We start from the raw sequence: 18,691 nt of genomic DNA on the forward strand, positions 1-18,691 counted from the left end.
TGATTATGAAAACAAATATTTTAGGATTACCTGTAAAAGAGTCTGAATTGTTGGTAAAAGAACTAAATGTATTATTGTCAAACTTTCAGGTTTACTATCAAAATTTAAGAGGAATACATTGGAATATTCGTGGGAAACGTTTTTTTGATTTACATGTAAAGTTTGAAGAATTGTACACGGATGCACAATTAAAAATAGATATGATTGCCGAAAGAGTTTTGACAATTGGAGGAACTCCTTTACATACATTTGAAGATTATATTAAAAACAACAAATTAGCGGTTGGAAAAAATATTTCTAACGATGAAAAAGCGGTTCAGTTAATTGTTCATTCTTTGACTGATTTATTAAAAATTGAAAGAGAAATTCTAAAACAATCAGACGATATTAACGACGAAGGAACAAATTCTATGATGAGTGACTTCATTGCAGAGCAGGAAAAAACGATCTGGATGATGAATGCCTGGTTAGAAGAAGAGTTGTAATTAGTTGTTTCTGAATAAAATACAAACAGAATGTTGGCTTGCCTTCATTCTGTTTTTTTATGATTGTTAAATTTCTATAAAATTTTTGCCCGTCTCGCTTTGATTTTATCAGTTTAACACTATTTTTGCTCCAATGAAAAGAATCGCTCGCATATTATTATTCATATTTATTGCTTTCTTAGCAACGCCAACTATTGTGACGGTGCTTAAGAAAAGTAATGATACGTCTATGTTTTTCAGTTTTTCTGAAGAGGAGCATTCACATAAAGAACTTAAGGCTGCTGTTTATCCGGCAATACTTCAACATGAAGTTATTATGCCTGTTTATATTGAAAAAAAGACCATTGTGTCTGAAAATATTGTAAAACTAGACAATATTTCTCCGAGCATTTTTGCTCCACCTCCAAACTTGGCATAATACTTCCGATTATTTTGAACTGAACTGCATTTTGTAATAAATGTGGTCAATCTTTAATGAATAATTTTTTTAGTATTGTGTTATGACAAAAAAAATCAATCTTTTTGCCAACCTTAAATCTGATTTTGCTTCAGGTTTAGTGGTTTTCTTGGTGGCTCTTCCGTTGTGTTTAGGTATTGCAATGGCTTCTGGAGCGCCGTTATTTTCTGGAATTATCGCAGGTGTTATTGGTGGTATTGTGGTTGGTTATTTAAGCCAGTCACACATCAGTGTATCTGGACCAGCAGCTGGATTAACAGCTATTATTTTGACCGCTATTTCGGATCTTGGAGCTTTTGATGTGTTTTTATTGTCTGTTTTTATCGCAGGACTAATTCAATTAGCATTAGGGTTTTTAAGAGCTGGAAGTATCTCAAACTATTTTCCAACAAATGTAATAGAAGGAATGTTGGCCGGTATTGGTATCATCATTATCTTAAAACAATTGCCTCATGCTTTTGGTTATGATGCAGATTTTGAAGGAGATCAGGCATTTGTACAGAATGACGGAAGTAATTCATTTTCGTTTTTATTCGATGTTTTAAATCATATTCAATTAGGAGCAGTCGTTATATCATTGATTTCACTTGTAATTTTAATTTCATGGGAGAAAGTTCCATTTTTAAAGCGATTAAAATTAGTTCCGGGTGCATTAGTGGCCGTTATTGCCGGAGTACTTTTGAACGAATTTTTTGTTTCAACAGGAAGCTCATTGGCAATTGCAAAAGAACATTTGGTTTCCTTGCCAGTTCCAAAATCTTTTGACGAATTTAAATCTATTCTAATTACTCCAAACTTTACTGCTGTTACAAATCCACAGGTTTGGGTAGTTGCTATAACAATTGCCATTGTAGCTTCTATAGAAACATTACTTTGTATTGAAGCTTCTGATAGAATGGATGTTCAAAAACGTTATACTGACACAAATGTCGAACTTAGAGCTCAGGGAATTGGTAATATTGTGAGTTCACTTTTAGGTGGTTTACCAATGACATCTGTAGTTGTAAGATCATCTGCTAATAATAACGCTGGAGCCAGATCTAAAATGTCTGCTATTATTCACGGGGTGCTTTTGTTAATAAGTGTTTTGGCAATTCCGGCACTTTTAAACAAAATTCCATTGGCAACATTGGCGACTGTATTAATTTTAGTGGGATATAAATTAGCAAAACCAGCAACTTTCTTTCATTTCTGGGAAAAAGGAAAATACCAGTTTGTACCTTTTATTGCAACTTTAGTATTTGTTGTAGCGACAGATTTACTTAAAGGAGTTGCTTTAGGAATTATCATCAGTATCATTTTTGTATTAAGAGGAAACCTGAAAAGAGCTTATAGCTTCAAAAAAGAAGAGTATGAAGACGGAGACGTTATTCATATTGACTTGGCTCAGGAAGTTTCATTCTTAAACAAAGCGGCTATCAAATTGACATTGAATGAGATTCCTGAAAACTCAAAAGTAATCATCAATGCACATGATACAGAGTATATTGCGCACGATGTTTTGGATTTAATTCGCGAGTTTAAAGAAACGCGAGCTGTTGACCAAAACATTAAAGTGAAACTAAAAGGATTTAAAGAAGCCTACGAGCTTGAAAATTCACCGGACATTGGGAACCACGTGTCTATAGAACATTATTATGATGTTGCAAAAAGAGCTTTGGTTAAAAAAGAAACGGTAAAAGAAAACATTTAAACAAATTAATTTTAATTAAGGTATTTCTTGAGTGTGAGAAGTATTAAAAAATTAGATAACTTTACAGTAAGTTATTTTTGATATGTTTAAACATGTAGAAGTACCATTCAAAAAACAAAAAAATGAGAGAGTTTTATAAGCAGTTATTAGAAAACAACAAACAATGGGTTGAAAAATCATTAGCATTAGACCCAAATTATTTTGCAGATTTAGCTAAAGGTCAAACACCGCCATTATTATGGATTGGATGTTCTGACAGTCGTGTTCCTGCAAACGAAATTATTGGTGCTAAACCGGGTGAGGTTTTTGTACACCGTAATATTGCCAATATGGTCGTGCACTCTGATATGAATATGTTGAGTGTTCTGGATTATGCGGTAAATGTTCTAAAAGTAAAACACGTTATTGTTTGCGGACATTACGGTTGTGGTGGTGTAAAAGCTGCAATGGGTAATATGTCTGTTGGAATTATCGACAACTGGATTCGTCACATTAAAGATGAATACCGTTTGCACGATAAATACCTAAATTCTATTGAAGATGAAACGGAGCGTTTTAATGCTTTTGTTGAAATCAATGCCAAAGAGCAAGTTTACAACTTAGCAAAAACTTCGATTGTACAAGGAGCTTGGAAAAACGGTCAGGATTTAATGCTTCACGGATGGGTTTACGGATTAAATTCTGGTTTTGTTACCGATTTAAATGTAAACATTGCTTCGAATGCTGAATTAGACGAAGTTTACCAACTAAGTAATTTATAAGAAACAAAAAATCGCCTCAAAAGGGCGATTTTTTTTATTCGTTTTCGTCTAGATTTTCATTAAAAGCCGATGGTAACATTGTTGGAATAAACTTTATTAAAATCGGTAATAGTAAACTTCCGCCTGGAAGTAAAAATATCGTTAGTGACGGAATGGTTTTACAAATATCTAAAAGTTGTTTTTTTACCTTTTTCTTTTCCTTAGCATCCAAATCTCTGGTTGTAGAATAAGCCAACAGAATCATTAATTCTTTGCTTTGAACAATTTCCTTAACCAATCTGTTTTTGTTTCTTATAATCAGTTTTACAACGCTGTGCGTCATTTGATCATAAAAATGTTTTACCGGATTTGAATAATTAAAATACGGAATCTTCTTTTTATGCGTAGTAATAAAGTTATTGGTTGTCTCAACGCTTTTGGCTACAAATTCATCAGAAACCTGCATCATTGATCCTAACGAATACAAAAAGTAAGCTTCTTCATTTTCTACAACGCCATCGCTCCACAACGCCATTCCAGCCATATCAATCAAATAATATTGCTCAAGTTTATTATTGAAATAATCTAATTGTAGAGTTTCTAAAGTATCAACAGTAACTTTTGAAAACTTAGAATATCGTATCGAAGCTTCAAAAAGTTTGATTAGTAAATCATCATGTTGAGATTTTGCAGTTTTGGTTTTTAATGCCAAAGCTACAATACCAAGTACGGTTTCTTCAATACGTTTTAGGTATTTATCAGGAATTGATCCGTGTTCCAGATATTGTCTGAAAGCCAAAACATCAATAAACAAAAGTGCATTAGTAACTAAATGCGAAAAGTTTTTACTGATAATACTGTCATTCGTCTGAACGCGTTGATCTATTATATTCTCTAAAGATAGGGAAGGAGTGTCTTTTGGAAGTAAAATTTTGAAAATACTAAATCCTTCAGGATTCATTTCTTTGTAAAATTTTAAAACCTCCGTGATAAAATTATTAGGTTCAGAACTTCTTTTTTCGATACAAAAAACACCGTATAAAGTGTTTAATAAGGCGACTTTTGAAATCTCGGTTTTAAACCAGCCTTTTATTTCAATTGGAATTTGAGAATCTATAGAAATGATGTGACCGTAGATAAAACCAGTTTCTCTGACTTTATAGTAGAACGAATCTGTAGTTTCAAAAGGAATCGCTTCTGAAAACTTTTGTTCACTAAAAAACTTGTCTATCCAACCTGGAGCTGATGGGTTAATCATTAACTTTAATTTATAGCTGCAAAGCTATATCTTTTTCTCGTTTTGGGATTAATTTTAAATGAAATAACCACTACATTTTGTGAAAATATAGTGGTTATCGTGTTTTTTATTTGATGATTCCTGCACAAGCAACTCTTCCGCCGGCATTTCCGGTTGGTTGTGTGGTAAAATCGTCTGTTCCCTGATGTACAATTAAACCTTTTCCTAGGACATCTTTGGTTGCATCTCCACAACCAATACACCATTCGTCAGTAGTTAAAGTTATAGTTCCGTTTCCTTTTGCATCAGCAGTAAAGTTTCCTATATCACCTTTATGGTATTCAGCTGAGCCCCATTTCCCGTGTTTTTTGAAAGTAGGATTCCAGTGTCCGCCTGCAGAACTTCCGTCAGCAGCGCTACAATCTGATTTTTCGTGAATGTGAATCGCGTGAACTCCCGGTTGTAAACCAGCTACTTTTGCTGTAAAAGTTACTTTTCCGTTTTTCTCTGTAAAAGTTGCAGTTCCGCTAACGGTACTATTACTTTTTGGCTCTAATGCTACAGTTAAAGTTTTGGCATCAGCCGATTTTGTATTGGTTTTACAGCCAATTATTACGGCTGCAATTATTGCGAAACAAACAATTATTTTTTTCATATACGAGGCTTTTTGAATTAAAGATTAAGTAAATTTAACATAAAATTCCGACTTTGATTGAAGCCGAGAGTTAAATAAATCTAAAACTATAGATCACAATTTAATTATACTTTAAGCTAAAAACCCAAAATTATTGTGTAAATTCGTATGGCTTCGAATTTAAAAGCTTGAAAATTAGTGTTTATTGTTTTTTAATTTAATCTGTAGAATTATGATAAAAAATGTTTTAACGGTAGTTTTTTTAGGAGTTATTTTAATGTCTTGCAATGCTTCTAAAACTCAAAAAGAAGATTCGGTTTCTAAACTTGAAGGAACCTGGGAATTAAATTATATCAGTGGACCACGAATAGCTTTTGATGGTTTGTATCCTAATAAGAAGCCAACAATTAATTTTGATACCAAAGAAAATCGAGTTTCAGGAAACAGCAGTTGTAATAATTTTAATGGAAAACTAAGCGTAACCGGAAACAAAATTGATTTTACGCAACCAATGGCAATGACCAAAATGATGTGTATGGACGGACAAGGAGAACAGGTTTTTATGAGTACACTGCAAAAAATCACTTCGTATGATGTTACAGATAATGGTAAAACGCTGAATTTTATCTCAGGTGATATTGCAATGATGCGATTTACCAAAAAATAGAATCAGACTTTTCTAAACTTTATTAAATAAATGTCACATGAAAACTAGAATAACAGTATTGATGTTGTTTTGCTTTTTTAATATAGCTGTTTTTGCTCAGGAAAAGTCAAAGAAAGAATTGAAAGCAGAAAAGGAATTGCAAAAACAAAAAGCAATGGAAGATCTTATCAATTCTAAAGATTTTGCTTTTGAAGCTCAAAAAGCACAACCTTTGGGCGCAAGGCAGATTAACTTAGATTACAATACTTATTTTTTAAAATTTAATACCACCAAAACAACTTGCGATTTACCTTTTTTTGGCCGCGCCTTTAATGTGGCTTATGGAGGAGATGGCGGAATGAAGTTTGAAGGCGTGCCGGAAAATATTAAGATTGAAAAAAAGAAAAAAGGCTACAACATCACAGCGACTGTAAAAGGTCAGGATGATGTTTATAGTTTGTATTTTTCTGTTTTTCCTGACGGAGGAGCAACGCTTTCTGTTAATTGTAATAATAAAGCTGCTATTTCTTATCAGGGAGTTGTTGCAGCTCCTAAAAAAGACGAAAGCAAGAAATAGAATACGAATCATTGTGTCCCGAATTTCTATCGTTTATGCCGAAAAAGACCCTTTTTATTTTGCCTCAGAAACATTATTTGATGGCAGTGATTTTATTAGTTACAGTTTCAGGTTATAGTCAGGATTTAGAGCCCAGAGTTTATGCAAATGTTGCTAAAAACCTGAATGTAATTGCTGTTGGCTATGTTTTTATGGACGGAAATGTGCTAACAGATCCTTCTTTACCCATAAAAGATTTTACGATTCAGAGTCATAATGTAGCTGCAAATTATATTAGAACTTTTGGCTTGTATAATAAACTGGCGCGTGTACAGGTTTCGCTTCCCTATTCTTTTATGGATGGATCTTTAACAGGTACAAACGGAAATGTTTTAACAGGTTCAAGAACTGGTTTTGCCGACATGAAAGTGCGATTTGGAATCAACTTGTTAGGTTCTCCTGCGCTTGATAAATCTGAGTTTAGAAGCTTTGAACAAAAAACAATTTTGGGAGTTAGTTTGGTTACCTCCATTCCAACCGGTAAATATTACGATGATAAACAGGTGAATATAGGCACAAACCGTTGGGGATTTAAACCTGAAATTGGAGTTTCAAAACGTTTCGCTCATGTCTACGCCGAAGCTTATGGCGGGATTTGGTTTTATACCAATAATAATGATTATCTAAATGGCAAAAAACTAGAACAAAAAGCAACTTATAGTTTACAAGCTCACGCAAGTTATTACTTCAAAAACAACATGTGGATTGGTTTTAATACCAATTGGTTCTTTGGCGGAAAGACTGTAATAGATGGCGTTTCAGACGATAGCCAAATTGATAATTGGAGAGTAGGAGGGACTTTTTCTACTCCGGTTGCAAAAGGACAATCTGTTAAATTTCAATATCACGTAGGAGCTTATACCAATAACGGATTAAATTATTATGCACTTTCAGTTGCCTATCAATATTCGTTTTTTTAATAGTAAGAATATTTTTACTTAAAGTTTTTTAATATATTAAAAATCAGTATATTTGAAATTAGATACCCATTTATAAACAAACTAAATTTTATAAACATGAAAAAATTAAGTCTTATTCTTATTGTGGCAATTGCATCATTTTCTTCTTACGCTCAATCATCGTTTAAAGAAGATGTTGATGTTCTTCAAAGTGTTTACGGAAAATCAAAAAGTGATCTTGTAAAACAATACATGAATTTGTCAGATGCACAATCTACTGCTTTTACAAAAGTTTACGATAGTTATGAAACAGAACGTAAAGCACTTGGACAAACGAAGTTTCAGCTTATTAATGATTATGCTGCAAATTATGCAACCTTAACAGATGAAAAAGCGGATGAATTGGCAAAAGGAACTTTAAAAAATCATTTGGGTTATGAGAAATTATATTCTAAAACTTATGGACAAGCAAAGAAAGCAATCGGTGCTATAAATGCTGCTAAATTTATTCAGCTAGAAGTATATCTTCAAACGATAATCAGAGCCGAAATTCTGGAGTCAATTCCTTTTATTGGTGAATTAGATAAATCAAAAGTTCAAATAAACTAAGGTTTGTTTTTTTATATACAAAAAGCCGTTATTGATTCAATAACGGCTTTTATATTTAATATCTTATTCTGGTTTAGACTCTTTGTTGTTAATTTCTTTAATGTAAATGTCTTGTTTTGGAAAAGGGATTTCAATATTATTTTCTCTGAAACTTTTATCAATCATGATTATAAGATCACTTTTTACATCATTGGCAAACTTAATATGACCAACCCAAAATTTTACTACAATATCAATTGAACTGGCGCTAAATTCCTTAAACCAAATAATAGGTTCCGGATTTTGAAGCACTAAAGGATGATTAACCAAAATTTCTTCTAATAATCTTTTCGTCTCTTCCAGATTAGTTCCGTACGCAACACCAATCTCAATATCAGTACGTTTTTTATTGTTTGATAAAGTCCAGTTTGTTAAATGCTGGCTCAACAAATCACCATTTGGGATTATTACATCAGCTCCGTCAAAAGTAGCTACAACGCTGCTGCGAATACCAATTGATTTCATTTTTACCGTTTGTCCGCCAATATCAATCGTGTCATCAATATTAACCGGTTTTTCGAAAGCGATAATAAGACCGCTGACTAAGTTGTTTACCAAAGTCTGAAGACCAAATCCAATACCAACTCCCAATGCACTTATAATAATCGTAAGACGGTCAACCGGAATTCCAGAAGATATAAAAGCCAGGCTAATACCAATACTAAAAATGGCAATTTGAATAAGTATGAGCCAACTCCCAAATTTATTTGTTCTGTTTCCAGTCGTCGAGCGAACAGAATTGCTGGTTAAAAATGATACAATTTTGGCAATAAGTACAGAAGTTATAATAATGAAAAAGAAAATTAAGATGCTTTGATATGAATAGTTGATATCTCCAATAGTTCGTTGTTCATTAAAAAAATCAATAATTGGATCCAGAATTGCGTGAAAGAAATAAGAGTTTTTTCCAATCGAAACCAACTAGGCAAAAATGAATAAAGTATTAACTTTTGGACTAAATTTTATTTTTTCAAGTTCGCTTATGTTCAGTTGTTTTTCTTCGTTAGTTTCTCTTAAAAAGTTCGAATAATTTATAATGTCAATAATCAAACGATACGTATTGGTAAACAAATAATACATTAAAACTGTAACGATTCCATTAACCATTAATAGTTTTCCTAAGTTATAATTTTGGTCAATTAATATAAAAAATAAGGAAGCCACTTCAATAAAAATGGAAACGTAAAGGCTGTATCTAAAGAACGGATTCAGAATTTCTGTTTTCTTTTTTAAGATATAAATACCAAATGCCGCTGAGGTTAATGCTAAAAGAAGAATCAGAAAAACTTCTTTTACCGAATGAATTAAAATGTTGTTATCATACAATGCCAAAAGAATAAAAATGACATAGATTTTCCATACCCATTTTTCTTTTTTAGGAAAATATTCTTTGTTGACAATCGTTAGTGCTATAATCGAAATTAGCCAAATTAAAGCAGTGAAAGCAAAAGGCGGATAAAGAAATAGAAAATTAAATAAAGTAAATGAAATTAATATCGCGCATGAAACTGGATGTTCGAAGATTTGTTTTGAAAATCTTATCTTATCATAAAAGCCTTCTTTCTTGTATTTGTTTTTCAGAAATAGCAAGTATGTAATCAATGCAATCGCCAACAAAAACATTAAAATAATAGTATTAAAATGGTTGGAGATGAAGAAAAGTAAGATGATTAATTCTTTGGTTAACGAATAAAAAAAGGATTCATTGAAAGATAAATTATTTTGACTTGGTTTAAAAATTTTGCCATCCGGATGAAGTAAGTTTCTAAATTCATTTTTTCGAATATTATCTGTTTCAATTATATCATTTTGCAGCGCATATTTAAACTTCGTACCCAGTATTTGTAGTTTGCTAATACTATCCAGAGCATTTTTGAACCTCATATTAAGTAATCTGACCTCTGAGTTCATTTGTGAATAACGCTGGTAATATAACTTTTTTGTCAGTGAATCTTTAGGCAATGTAAATAGCGCTTTTTTAACGATCAAAGAATCAATTTTGCTTTGTATTGCACTTAATTGAAGATCATTTTTTTTGATTTTTTCCAATTGAATATCTACTCGGGTTTGCAATTCGTTAAGCATAACCGAGGTAACTGTTATATTTCTAAGTGTCTGAAAATCGTTTTTATTTTTGATGATGCCATCAATCGCCGTTTTTTTTAGTCTGATAACATAATCTAATTCAGAAGTAAAACCTTTGTAATCAATTCCTGTTTTTAGAATTAGATCAGCTTCCTGAATGTTTTTAGAAATAGCATCGAATAATAAAGCGCGTTGCCGGCTTATTTGGTTTTCTGCAAAATGGACATTACTTTTTTCTTCATCTAGTTTCAGTAGATTTTCTAATTTGTTTTTAGAATTTAAACTATCATTTGAAGAAGCGGTTTGCGAATAAGAAACTGAAATTTGTAATGCAATAAGAAGTAGTATCGTTGCTGATTTTAGACCACTTTTTTTTATTAAGGTATTATAAATAATAATTGTAAAGATTATAATATAACAGACCATAATAATTTCTTTTTTGAATATTATATCAAAAATACTACAAAAAAAAATATCCTAGAATAAATATTTATTTTAGGATATTTTTTAAGGTTTGTTATTTAGACTTCACTTCATAAATGGCATTTACCATTCCGTTTCGTGGAGAATCCAGAGAAAGTTCCCAGAACATGATTCCGCCTAATTTTTTAGATTTTACATATTCTGTTTTTGCTTTTATCGACGTTAAATCGTCTGATGTTGCAAATGTTTTTAATCCTGCATTGTACCAATACGGTGCTTTAGCTTTATCATCCCAAAAATATTTCCAGCCATTAGCTTCTGTGTAAGTAGTGGCAAAGTTTTTAAAATCAACACCTGGAATATGTTCTCCGGCTTGATAAAGTCCATTGTTTATATTTTCTACATTTTGCCATGTTCTCGAATAAAATGCACCACCAATAATTAATTTTTCAGCAGGAACTCCTTGTTTTAATAGGTAAGTAACGGCTCTGTCTGTAGATTCTTCCTTAGGATTTGTGCTGTATAAAGGCGTGTGATGTCCGGTAACTTTAGAATATCCGTTTACCAAATCATAGCTCATTATATTGATGCGATTTACTAAAGGTGCAACAGCTTTCCAATCAATAGATTCGTCTAAATATTTTTGAAAACCACCTGCAGCAAAACTCAATTCGTATTTTTTGCCTAATGTAGAGCGCAAAATTTTGATTAATTCTGTGAAATTTGGTTTATCGGCAGCTTGGTATAAATGCCCCGGAAGACCTTCAATCGCTGGATATTCCCAATCAAGATCTAAACCATCTACTTTAAAATAATTACTGACTTCTTTTACTGATTTTGCAAAAGTTAATCTTCCTTCAGCTGTAGAAAAAGCTGCAGAACAAGGCTCGCATCCGCCCCAACCGCCAAGTGAAAGTATAATTTTTAGTTGTGGATTTTTGGCTTTTAAAGACACCAAATACTTAATAGTTGTCGAATCCTTAGGAGAATCAACGCTTAGTTTACCATCTTTTAAATGACAAAAACTAAAAATAATTTGATTTAGTTTGTTGACTTCATATTCGTTAATTAGTTTATCATCGCCGGTATAGTAGGCAATAATGTCCATTTTTTTATTTTTTTGTGCGAAAGTATTTGTGGTACAAAAGCACAAAACAAATAGGGCAATTAGGTTAATTTGTTTCATTTTTAAGCTATTAGTTTTTTGAAATGCTAAATATAAAACATTAGAATCGAAAATTCACTATCATTTTTGTAACAGAAACGCAATTTTAATAAAGATTTGTGAAATGAGATTATAATCTAAAGTAGAGACGCACAGCAGTGCGTCTTCGCAATAAGGAGACGCACTGCTGTGCGCCTCTACAAAAAAATGGTGAAACAAAAATAAACCCGCACTGTTTCGGATTAGTGCGGGTTTAAACAAATTAAAAGCTAAAAACTATTTTTATATTAGAAGCAGTATTCGTTTTCTGCAACTAATTTAGATGTAATAACTTCTCTCAAAGCTACAACATTTGGATTGTTTGTGTATTTTGTAAAACGTTTAAGTCCCATTAACATCATACGTTGTTCGTCTCCTTCAGCGAAAGAAATAATTCCTTCTTTACCTCTTGAGTTTACGATATCTACTGCTTTATACAAGTATAATTTTGCCATAGCAATTTGCTCTTGTACTTTATCTTCACCTTGATTTTTAGCTAATTTCTCCGTTCTAAGAATAGTACTTTCAGCCATGTAAATTTCGATTAAGATATCAGAAGCAGCCATTAATAACTGTTGGTGAGAATCTAAATCAGGTCCGTATTTTTGAACAGCGCTTCCGGCAACCATTAAGAAAACTTTCTTAAGATTAGCGATAATTCCTTTTTCTTCAGCAAATAATTCAGAGAAATCTGGAGTATCAAAAGATGGAATTCCCATTAATTCTTCCTGAACTTTCATTGCAGGTCCAAGTAATTCAACGTGACCTTTCATAGCCTTTTTGATCAACATACCTACAGAAAGCATTCTGTTAATTTCGTTTGTTCCTTCGTAGATTCTAGCGATACGAGCATCTCTCCACGCACTTTCCATTGGAGTGTCTTCTGAGAATCCCATTCCACCAAAAATCTGAATTCCTTCGTCAGCACAAGCTTGAACGTCTTCAGAAACTGCTACTTTAAGGATAGAACATTCGATAGCATATTCTTCAACACCTTTTAATTCAGCTTCTTGATGAGTAGTTCCTTCAGCCTCACGAGCAGCGATTCTGTCTTCGATATCTTTTGCAGCACGGTAAGAAGCACTTTCTCCAGCGTATGCATTAGTTGCCATTTCAGCTAGTTTAGAACGGATTGCTCCAAAAGATGCAATTGCAGTGTTAAACTGAATTCTTTCGTTAGCATATTTTACTGCATTTGTAGTAACTCTACGTTGCGCATCTAAACAAGCTGCAGCCAATTTAATACGTCCAACGTTCAAAGCATTCATTGCAATTTTGAAACCGTTTCCTCTTTCAGACAACATGTTTTCAACAGGAACTTTAGTATCGTTGAAGAAAACCTGACGAGTAGAAGAAGCACGGATTCCTAATTTATGCTCTTCTTCATTCATAGAAATTCCGTTTGACGGATCGTTTTCTACGATGAAACCTGTAATATTTTTATCATCTCCAATACGAGCAAAAACGATGAAAACGCTACAGAAACCTGCATTCGAAATCCACATTTTTTGTCCAGTAATAGAGTAGTGCGTTCCATCTTCAGATAAAACCGCTTTAGTTTTTCCTGAGTTTGCATCAGATCCTGCGCCTGGTTCAGTCAAGCAATAAGCTCCAAACCATTCTCCAGAAGCTAATTTAGGAACGTATTTTTTCTTTTGTTCTTCAGTACCATAAAGTGTAATTGGCATAGTTCCAATTCCTGTATGCGCACCAAAAGCAGTTGAGAACGATCCTGTAGCACCAGAAATGTAATCACAAACCAGCATTGTAGATACAAATCCCATTCCTAATCCACCGTATTCCTCAGGAACTGCAACTCCTAGAAGTCCAAGTTCACCAGCTTTACGCATAGATGATTCAGTGTAAGCATAATCTTTTTTCTCAAAACGATCTTTGTGTGCCCATAATTCTTTGTCAACGAACTCTTTTACAGAGTCACGCATCATTAACTGCTCTTCCGAAAAATCTTCTGGTGTAAAGATATCTTCGCATTTTGTTTCCTTAACTAAAAACTGACCACCACGGGTTACGTTTTTTTCGATTGTATCTGCCATTTTGTTTTTGTTTAGATTAAAAGATGCAAGAATCAAGAAGAAAGATTGTTATCTAACTTGTTGATGAAACCTGTGGTCATCCTTTGAAATTCAATTATTTTGTTTTCTATTTCTTCTGTTTTTTCTTTTGATAAATAGTCGTTCTGACAAGCTATCAGTAATTGTGTTTGTAATTCAAATGAAGATCCTAGACTAATATTCAGATAATGCTGAAAATGTTTAGTACCTCTATTTGAGCCTTCAGCTATATTAGAAGGCATCGAAACAGAACATCTGTTCATTTGACTTGTCAAGCTATAGATTTCGAATTTTGGAAAAGTTGAGGTTAGTTTGTAAATATCATTTGTAATATTCATTGCTAAAATCCAAATTTTCAAATTCTTAAAATTATGTCTCATGTTTTTTGAGCCAAGATAAGAAAGAAAAACAAAAAGTAAGGTTTTTACTACTTTTCAAATATTGTTTTCAGAATATCTTCATTCCAAAATTAAGTCTTGCTTCTTGCTTCTTTTCTCTCAAAAAAACTATAATACCTCGTAAATCCCCGCAGAACCTTGTCCAGTTCCCACACACATAGAAACGATTCCGTATTTATTACCTCTGCGTTTCATTTCGTCGAATAACTGAACAGAAAGTTTAGCTCCTGTACAACCCAGAGGGTGTCCTAAAGCGATAGCTCCACCGTTTACGTTTACGATTTCCGGGTTAATGTTTAACTCGCGAGTTACTGCTAAAGCTTGTGAAGCAAAAGCCTCGTTTAATTCAATTAACTCGATGTCATTTAATGTTAATCCTGCTTGTTTCAATGCTTTCGGAATTGCTTTTACAGGACCAATACCCATGATTCTTGGCTCAACACCAGAAGAAGCAAAGTTTACAAGTCTTGCAATTGGCTCAAGATTTAATTCTTTTACCATATCCTCGCTCATGATTAAAACAAAAGCAGCACCATCACTCATTTGAGAAGAGTTTCCGGCAGTTACGCTTCCATCAGCAGCAAAAACAGGTCTTAAACCAGCCAAAGCAGCAACAGAAGTTCCAGCTCTTGGGCCTTCGTCTTGTTTTACAACGTATGATTTAGTTTCTTTTTTACCATTTTCATTGATGAAAGTCTGCTCAACAGTAATCGGAACGATTTGTTTGTCGAATTTTCCTTCAGCTTGTGCTTTCAAGGCTTTCATATGAGAGTTATAAGCAAACTCATCCTGATCTTCTCTTGAAATTTTATATTGATTAGCAACCGCTTCCGCAGTTAAACCCATTCCCCAATAGTAATCTTCGTGACCTGCAGCAGCAACTTTATAATCCGGAGTTGGTTTGTAACCTCCCATCGGAATAAAACTCATACTTTCTGCGCCACCAGCAATGATACAATCTGCCATTCCTGATTGGATTTTAGCAGTTGCCATTCCGATAGTTTCTAATCCAGATGCGCAATAACGGTTTACTGTTACACCAGGAACGTCTTCTACTTTTAATCCCATTAAAGAGATCAAACGTCCAACATTAAGTCCTTGTTCAGCTTCCGGCATGGCATTTCCTACCATAACGTCATCGATACGTTTTTTGTCAAAATCAGGCAATTCATCCATCATAAACTGAATGGTTTCTGCAGCTAATTCATCAGGTCTTTTAAATCTAAAAACCCCTTTTGGTGCTTTTCCTACCGCAGTACGGTAAGCTTTTACTATATATGCTGTTTTCATTTGTTTTTGTTTTTTAAGATTTTAGGAAAAAGAGGCAAGAGGCAAGAGAAAAGACAAAACTTAGTTTTGAAGTCTTGCTTCTTGCATCTTTCTTCTATTTTTCTAATTACGAAGTGGTTTTCCTTTAGTTAACATATACTGAATTCTCTCTAAAGTCTTACGTTCTGTACATAAACTCAAGAAAGCTTCACGTTCGATATCTAATAAATATTGTTCAGATACTAAAGTTGCTTCAGATAAATCACCACCAGCCATTACGTATGCAAGTTTGTTAGCGATTTTCTTGTCGTGCTCAGAAATGTATTTTCCAGCTTCCATTTGATCCGTTCCAACTAAGAACATACCAAGAGCTTGTTTTCCTAATACTTTCACATCAGTTCTTCTGATAGGTTGTGTATAACCAGCTTCTGCCATTAGCAAAGCATGTTTTTTAGCTTCAGCGATCTGACGATCTTTGTTTACTACAATAACATCTTTTCCATGTTGAAGAAGTCCTGTATCAAAAGCTTCATAACCAGAAGTCGAAACTTTTGCCATAGCGATTGTCAAGAAATACTCTTGAAGAACGTTTAATTCCACATCGTTTTTGCGGAATAAATCAGATGCTCTCAAAGCCATTTCTTTAGATCCACCACCACCAGGAAGTACACCAACACCAAATTCAACTAATCCCATATAAGTTTCTGCAGCAGCAACCACTTTATCAGCATGTAAGCTCATTTCGCAACCACCACCAAAAGTCATTCCGTGAGGCGCAACAACAACTGGAATCGAAGAATAACGAACGCGCATCATTGTGTCCTGGAACAATTTGATAGCCATATTCAATTCGTCATATTCCTGCTCAACTGCCATCATGAAAATCATTCCGATATTAGCACCAACAGAGAAATTCGCTGCTTGATTACCAATAACCAAACCTTGATATTCTTTTTCAGATAAGTCGATTGCTTTATTGATGGCAGCAAGAACGTCGCCACCAATAGTATTCATTTTAGATTGGAATTCTAAGTTCAAAATTCCATCTCCTAAATCCTGAATGATTGCACCACTGTTGCTCCAAACTTTTTTGCTTTCGCGAATGTTGTTTAGGATAATGAATGAATCTTGTCCAGGAACTTTAGTTTGCGATTTCGTTGGAATGTTATAGAAATAAGTCGCTCCTTCTTTTACAGAGTAGAAACTTTCGCTTCCTGAAGCCAACATTTCAGTAACCCATGCAGCTGGTTCAAGACCTTCTGCTTTCATGATTTCGATTCCGTTGGCAACACCAATAGCGTCCCAAATTTCGAATGGACCATTTTCCCATCCAAAACCAGCTTTCATCGCATCATCAATTTTGAATAATTCGTCTGAGATTTCAGGAATTCTGTTTGATACATAAGCAAACATTCCGGCGAAACTCTTACGGTAGAATTCACCCGCTTTATCTTTTCCTTTCACCAAAACTTTAAAACGATTGATAGGTTTATCAATAGTTTTTGTTAGTTCAAGCGTAGCAAAATTTGCTTTTTTAGCAGCGCGGTATTCTAGTGTATCTAAGTCTAAAGAAAGAATATCTTTATCTACTTTTTTATAAAAACCTTGACCAGTTTTGCTTCCTAACCAATTGTTCTCCATCATTTTTGTGATGAAATCAGGAAGTTTAAACAATTCGTGTTGTTCGTCGTTAGGGCAGTTTTCATAAATACCGTTGGCAACGTGTACCAAAGTATCTAAACCAACAACGTCAACCGTACGGAAAGTAGCCGATTTTGGACGACCGATAACTGGTCCAGTCAATTTATCAACTTCTTCAATCGTTAATCCCATTTCTTTTACCAAGTGGAATAAACTTTGGATTCCGTAAATACCAATTCTGTTTCCAATAAACGCTGGAGTATCTTTAGCAACAACCGAAGTTTTTCCTAAAAATTTAGATCCGTATTCGTTTAAGAAATCCAATACTTCAGTAGAAGTTTTTGGACCAGGAATAATTTCAAATAACTTTAAGTAACGCGCAGGGTTAAAAAAGTGAGTTCCGCAGAAGTGTTGTTGAAAATCTTCGCTTCTTCCTTCGCTCATAAAATGAATTGGAATACCAGAAGTGTTTGAAGTAACCAAAGTTCCCGGTTTACGGAATTTTTCGATTTGCTCAAAAACTAATTTTTTGATATCCAAACGTTCTACAACAACCTCGATAATCCAATCAACATTGGCAATTTTTGCCATATCATCAGTTGTGTTTCCAGTCGTGATTCTGTTAGCAAATTTTTGACTGTAAATAGGAGACGGTTTCGATTTTAATGAATTCGCCAAGTGCTCGTTTACTACACGGTTGCGAACAACTTTACTTTCAAGCGTTAATCCTTTTTTAGCTTCAGCTTCTGTCAGCTCGCGTGGTACGATGTCAAGTAATAAAACTTCAACACCAATATTGGCAAAATGACAAGCTATTCCTGAACCCATAATTCCGGATCCAATTACAGCAACTTTTTTAATTGTGCGTTTCATAAGTCGTTAATATTTGTTTTTGTTTTTTGAATTTGAAATTTCCTTAGCGGTTAAGGTTATTCATTTTCTATTTTGTCTGTTTGATTAAATATGTTCTTATCGTGAATAAGTTCGTTTATGATTTCTGAGACTTCGATAAAATGTTTCAGCTTTTCGTCAGAAACATGTTTTCTCACACTCTCATTAAATTTCAAAACTGTATTTTTAGATAATTCTCTTTTTTCTTTTCCAAATTCCGTCAGGTAGATCAAAACACCGCGACCATCACTTGGATTTTTTTTGCGAACAATCAAACCTTTATCCTCCATTGATTTCAATGTTCTCGTAAGGCTTGTGGCTTCCATACCCATTCTTGGCCCTAAAGCGGTCGATGGAGTTCCGTCTTCTTTATCTATACTTAAAAGTGCAAATCCCGTTGCCATTGTAGCATCGTATTTTGCAGCCTCTTCGTTATACATTCTTGATACGGCTTGCCATGTAGCTCTCAAAATATAATCTATTGTTTTGTCTTTCATAAGTAACTATATCGATTTCAAATATAATCAAAAAATACTATGCATGCATATTAATTTATGATAAATTTTTGGTTATTAAAAAAATATCTCTGAATTAGAGGGGTTTAGGGTTAATTTTTAATTGAAATATACTATTCTTTTTTGGGATTTTAACAA

The 18,691-nt window shown here is 33.5% G+C and carries 18 protein-coding genes; 8 read left to right on the forward strand and 10 right to left on the reverse strand.

Annotated elements, in window-relative coordinates:
* The first annotated feature begins 5 nt into the window (after positions 1-5).
* The 4 genes from C8C83_RS16300 to can all read left to right on the forward strand — a co-directional run bounded on the left by C8C83_RS16300 (position 6) and on the right by can (position 3,396).
* A complete protein-coding gene (locus C8C83_RS16300) occupies positions 6-485 on the forward strand; it encodes a Dps family protein (RefSeq protein ID WP_121330075.1) in 480 nt (159 codons plus the stop codon).
* A 133-nt stretch (positions 486-618) separates the two neighbouring features.
* On the forward strand, positions 619-903 hold the full coding sequence (locus C8C83_RS16305; protein WP_121329475.1) for a hypothetical protein: 285 nt from the start codon (positions 619-621) through the stop codon (positions 901-903).
* Between the two features lie 82 nt (positions 904-985).
* Complete coding sequence (locus C8C83_RS16310) at positions 986-2,635, forward strand: SulP family inorganic anion transporter (RefSeq protein ID WP_121329476.1); 1,650 nt, start codon at positions 986-988, stop codon at positions 2,633-2,635.
* 122 nt (positions 2,636-2,757) lie between these two features.
* Positions 2,758-3,396: a carbonate dehydratase gene (can, locus tag C8C83_RS16315; RefSeq protein ID WP_121329477.1), complete on the forward strand. Its 639-nt coding sequence runs from the start codon at positions 2,758-2,760 to the stop codon at positions 3,394-3,396.
* A gap of 34 nt (positions 3,397-3,430) precedes the next feature.
* On the opposite strand, the gene C8C83_RS16320 is transcribed toward can, so the two are convergent.
* Both C8C83_RS16320 and C8C83_RS16325 read right to left on the reverse strand, forming a co-directional pair.
* The gene (locus C8C83_RS16320) at positions 3,431-4,633 is read right to left on the reverse strand and encodes an LETM1-related biofilm-associated protein (protein WP_099708888.1); all 1,203 of its coding nucleotides are present in this window, start codon (positions 4,631-4,633) and stop codon (positions 3,431-3,433) included.
* 106 nt (positions 4,634-4,739) lie between these two features.
* Entirely contained in the window at positions 4,740-5,267 is a 528-nt protein-coding gene (locus C8C83_RS16325) for a superoxide dismutase family protein (protein ID WP_121329478.1), read from the reverse strand.
* A 211-nt stretch (positions 5,268-5,478) separates the two neighbouring features.
* Between C8C83_RS16325 and C8C83_RS16330 the strand changes: the two genes are divergently transcribed.
* From C8C83_RS16330 to C8C83_RS16345, 4 genes are all read left to right on the forward strand, one after another.
* Complete coding sequence (locus C8C83_RS16330) at positions 5,479-5,913, forward strand: META domain-containing protein (protein WP_121329479.1); 435 nt, start codon at positions 5,479-5,481, stop codon at positions 5,911-5,913.
* 37 nt (positions 5,914-5,950) lie between these two features.
* Positions 5,951-6,469 carry a DUF4251 domain-containing protein gene (locus C8C83_RS16335; protein WP_121329480.1) on the forward strand — a complete coding sequence of 173 codons (519 nt, stop codon included), beginning with the start codon at positions 5,951-5,953 and terminating at the stop codon, positions 6,467-6,469.
* A gap of 80 nt (positions 6,470-6,549) precedes the next feature.
* Complete coding sequence (locus C8C83_RS16340) at positions 6,550-7,428, forward strand: transporter (RefSeq protein ID WP_121329481.1); 879 nt, start codon at positions 6,550-6,552, stop codon at positions 7,426-7,428.
* Positions 7,429-7,524: 96 nt separating this feature from the next.
* Positions 7,525-8,016 (forward strand): hypothetical protein, encoded by a 492-nt coding sequence (locus tag C8C83_RS16345; protein WP_121329482.1) that lies wholly within the window; start codon positions 7,525-7,527, stop codon positions 8,014-8,016.
* A gap of 63 nt (positions 8,017-8,079) precedes the next feature.
* Here the strand turns inward: C8C83_RS16345 and C8C83_RS16350 are convergent, their stop codons facing one another.
* From C8C83_RS16350 to C8C83_RS16385, 8 genes are all read right to left on the reverse strand, one after another.
* Positions 8,080-8,976 carry a mechanosensitive ion channel domain-containing protein gene (locus C8C83_RS16350; RefSeq protein ID WP_121329483.1) on the reverse strand — a complete coding sequence of 299 codons (897 nt, stop codon included), beginning with the start codon at positions 8,974-8,976 and terminating at the stop codon, positions 8,080-8,082.
* Positions 8,977-10,566: a hypothetical protein gene (locus C8C83_RS16355; RefSeq protein WP_121329484.1), complete on the reverse strand. Its 1,590-nt coding sequence runs from the start codon at positions 10,564-10,566 to the stop codon at positions 8,977-8,979.
* A 91-nt stretch (positions 10,567-10,657) separates the two neighbouring features.
* The gene (locus tag C8C83_RS16360; RefSeq protein WP_233566099.1) at positions 10,658-11,671 is read right to left on the reverse strand and encodes a glycoside hydrolase family 18 protein; all 1,014 of its coding nucleotides are present in this window, start codon (positions 11,669-11,671) and stop codon (positions 10,658-10,660) included.
* A gap of 344 nt (positions 11,672-12,015) precedes the next feature.
* Positions 12,016-13,821: an acyl-CoA dehydrogenase family protein gene (locus C8C83_RS16365; RefSeq protein ID WP_121330076.1), complete on the reverse strand. Its 1,806-nt coding sequence runs from the start codon at positions 13,819-13,821 to the stop codon at positions 12,016-12,018.
* Positions 13,822-13,853: 32 nt separating this feature from the next.
* The gene (locus C8C83_RS16370; protein WP_121329486.1) at positions 13,854-14,219 is read right to left on the reverse strand and encodes a four helix bundle protein; all 366 of its coding nucleotides are present in this window, start codon (positions 14,217-14,219) and stop codon (positions 13,854-13,856) included.
* Between the two features lie 126 nt (positions 14,220-14,345).
* The gene (locus C8C83_RS16375; RefSeq protein WP_055096034.1) at positions 14,346-15,527 is read right to left on the reverse strand and encodes an acetyl-CoA C-acyltransferase; all 1,182 of its coding nucleotides are present in this window, start codon (positions 15,525-15,527) and stop codon (positions 14,346-14,348) included.
* Positions 15,528-15,629: 102 nt separating this feature from the next.
* Positions 15,630-18,020, reverse strand: a complete 2,391-nt coding sequence (locus C8C83_RS16380; protein WP_132011811.1) for a 3-hydroxyacyl-CoA dehydrogenase/enoyl-CoA hydratase family protein — start codon at positions 18,018-18,020, stop codon at positions 15,630-15,632.
* Positions 18,021-18,076: 56 nt separating this feature from the next.
* Positions 18,077-18,535: a MarR family transcriptional regulator gene (locus C8C83_RS16385; protein ID WP_121329487.1), complete on the reverse strand. Its 459-nt coding sequence runs from the start codon at positions 18,533-18,535 to the stop codon at positions 18,077-18,079.
* Positions 18,536-18,691 lie beyond the last annotated feature (156 nt).

This window comes from Flavobacterium sp. 90, assembly GCF_004339525.1.
In the GTDB taxonomy this organism is placed as follows: Bacteria; Bacteroidota; Bacteroidia; order Flavobacteriales; family Flavobacteriaceae; genus Flavobacterium.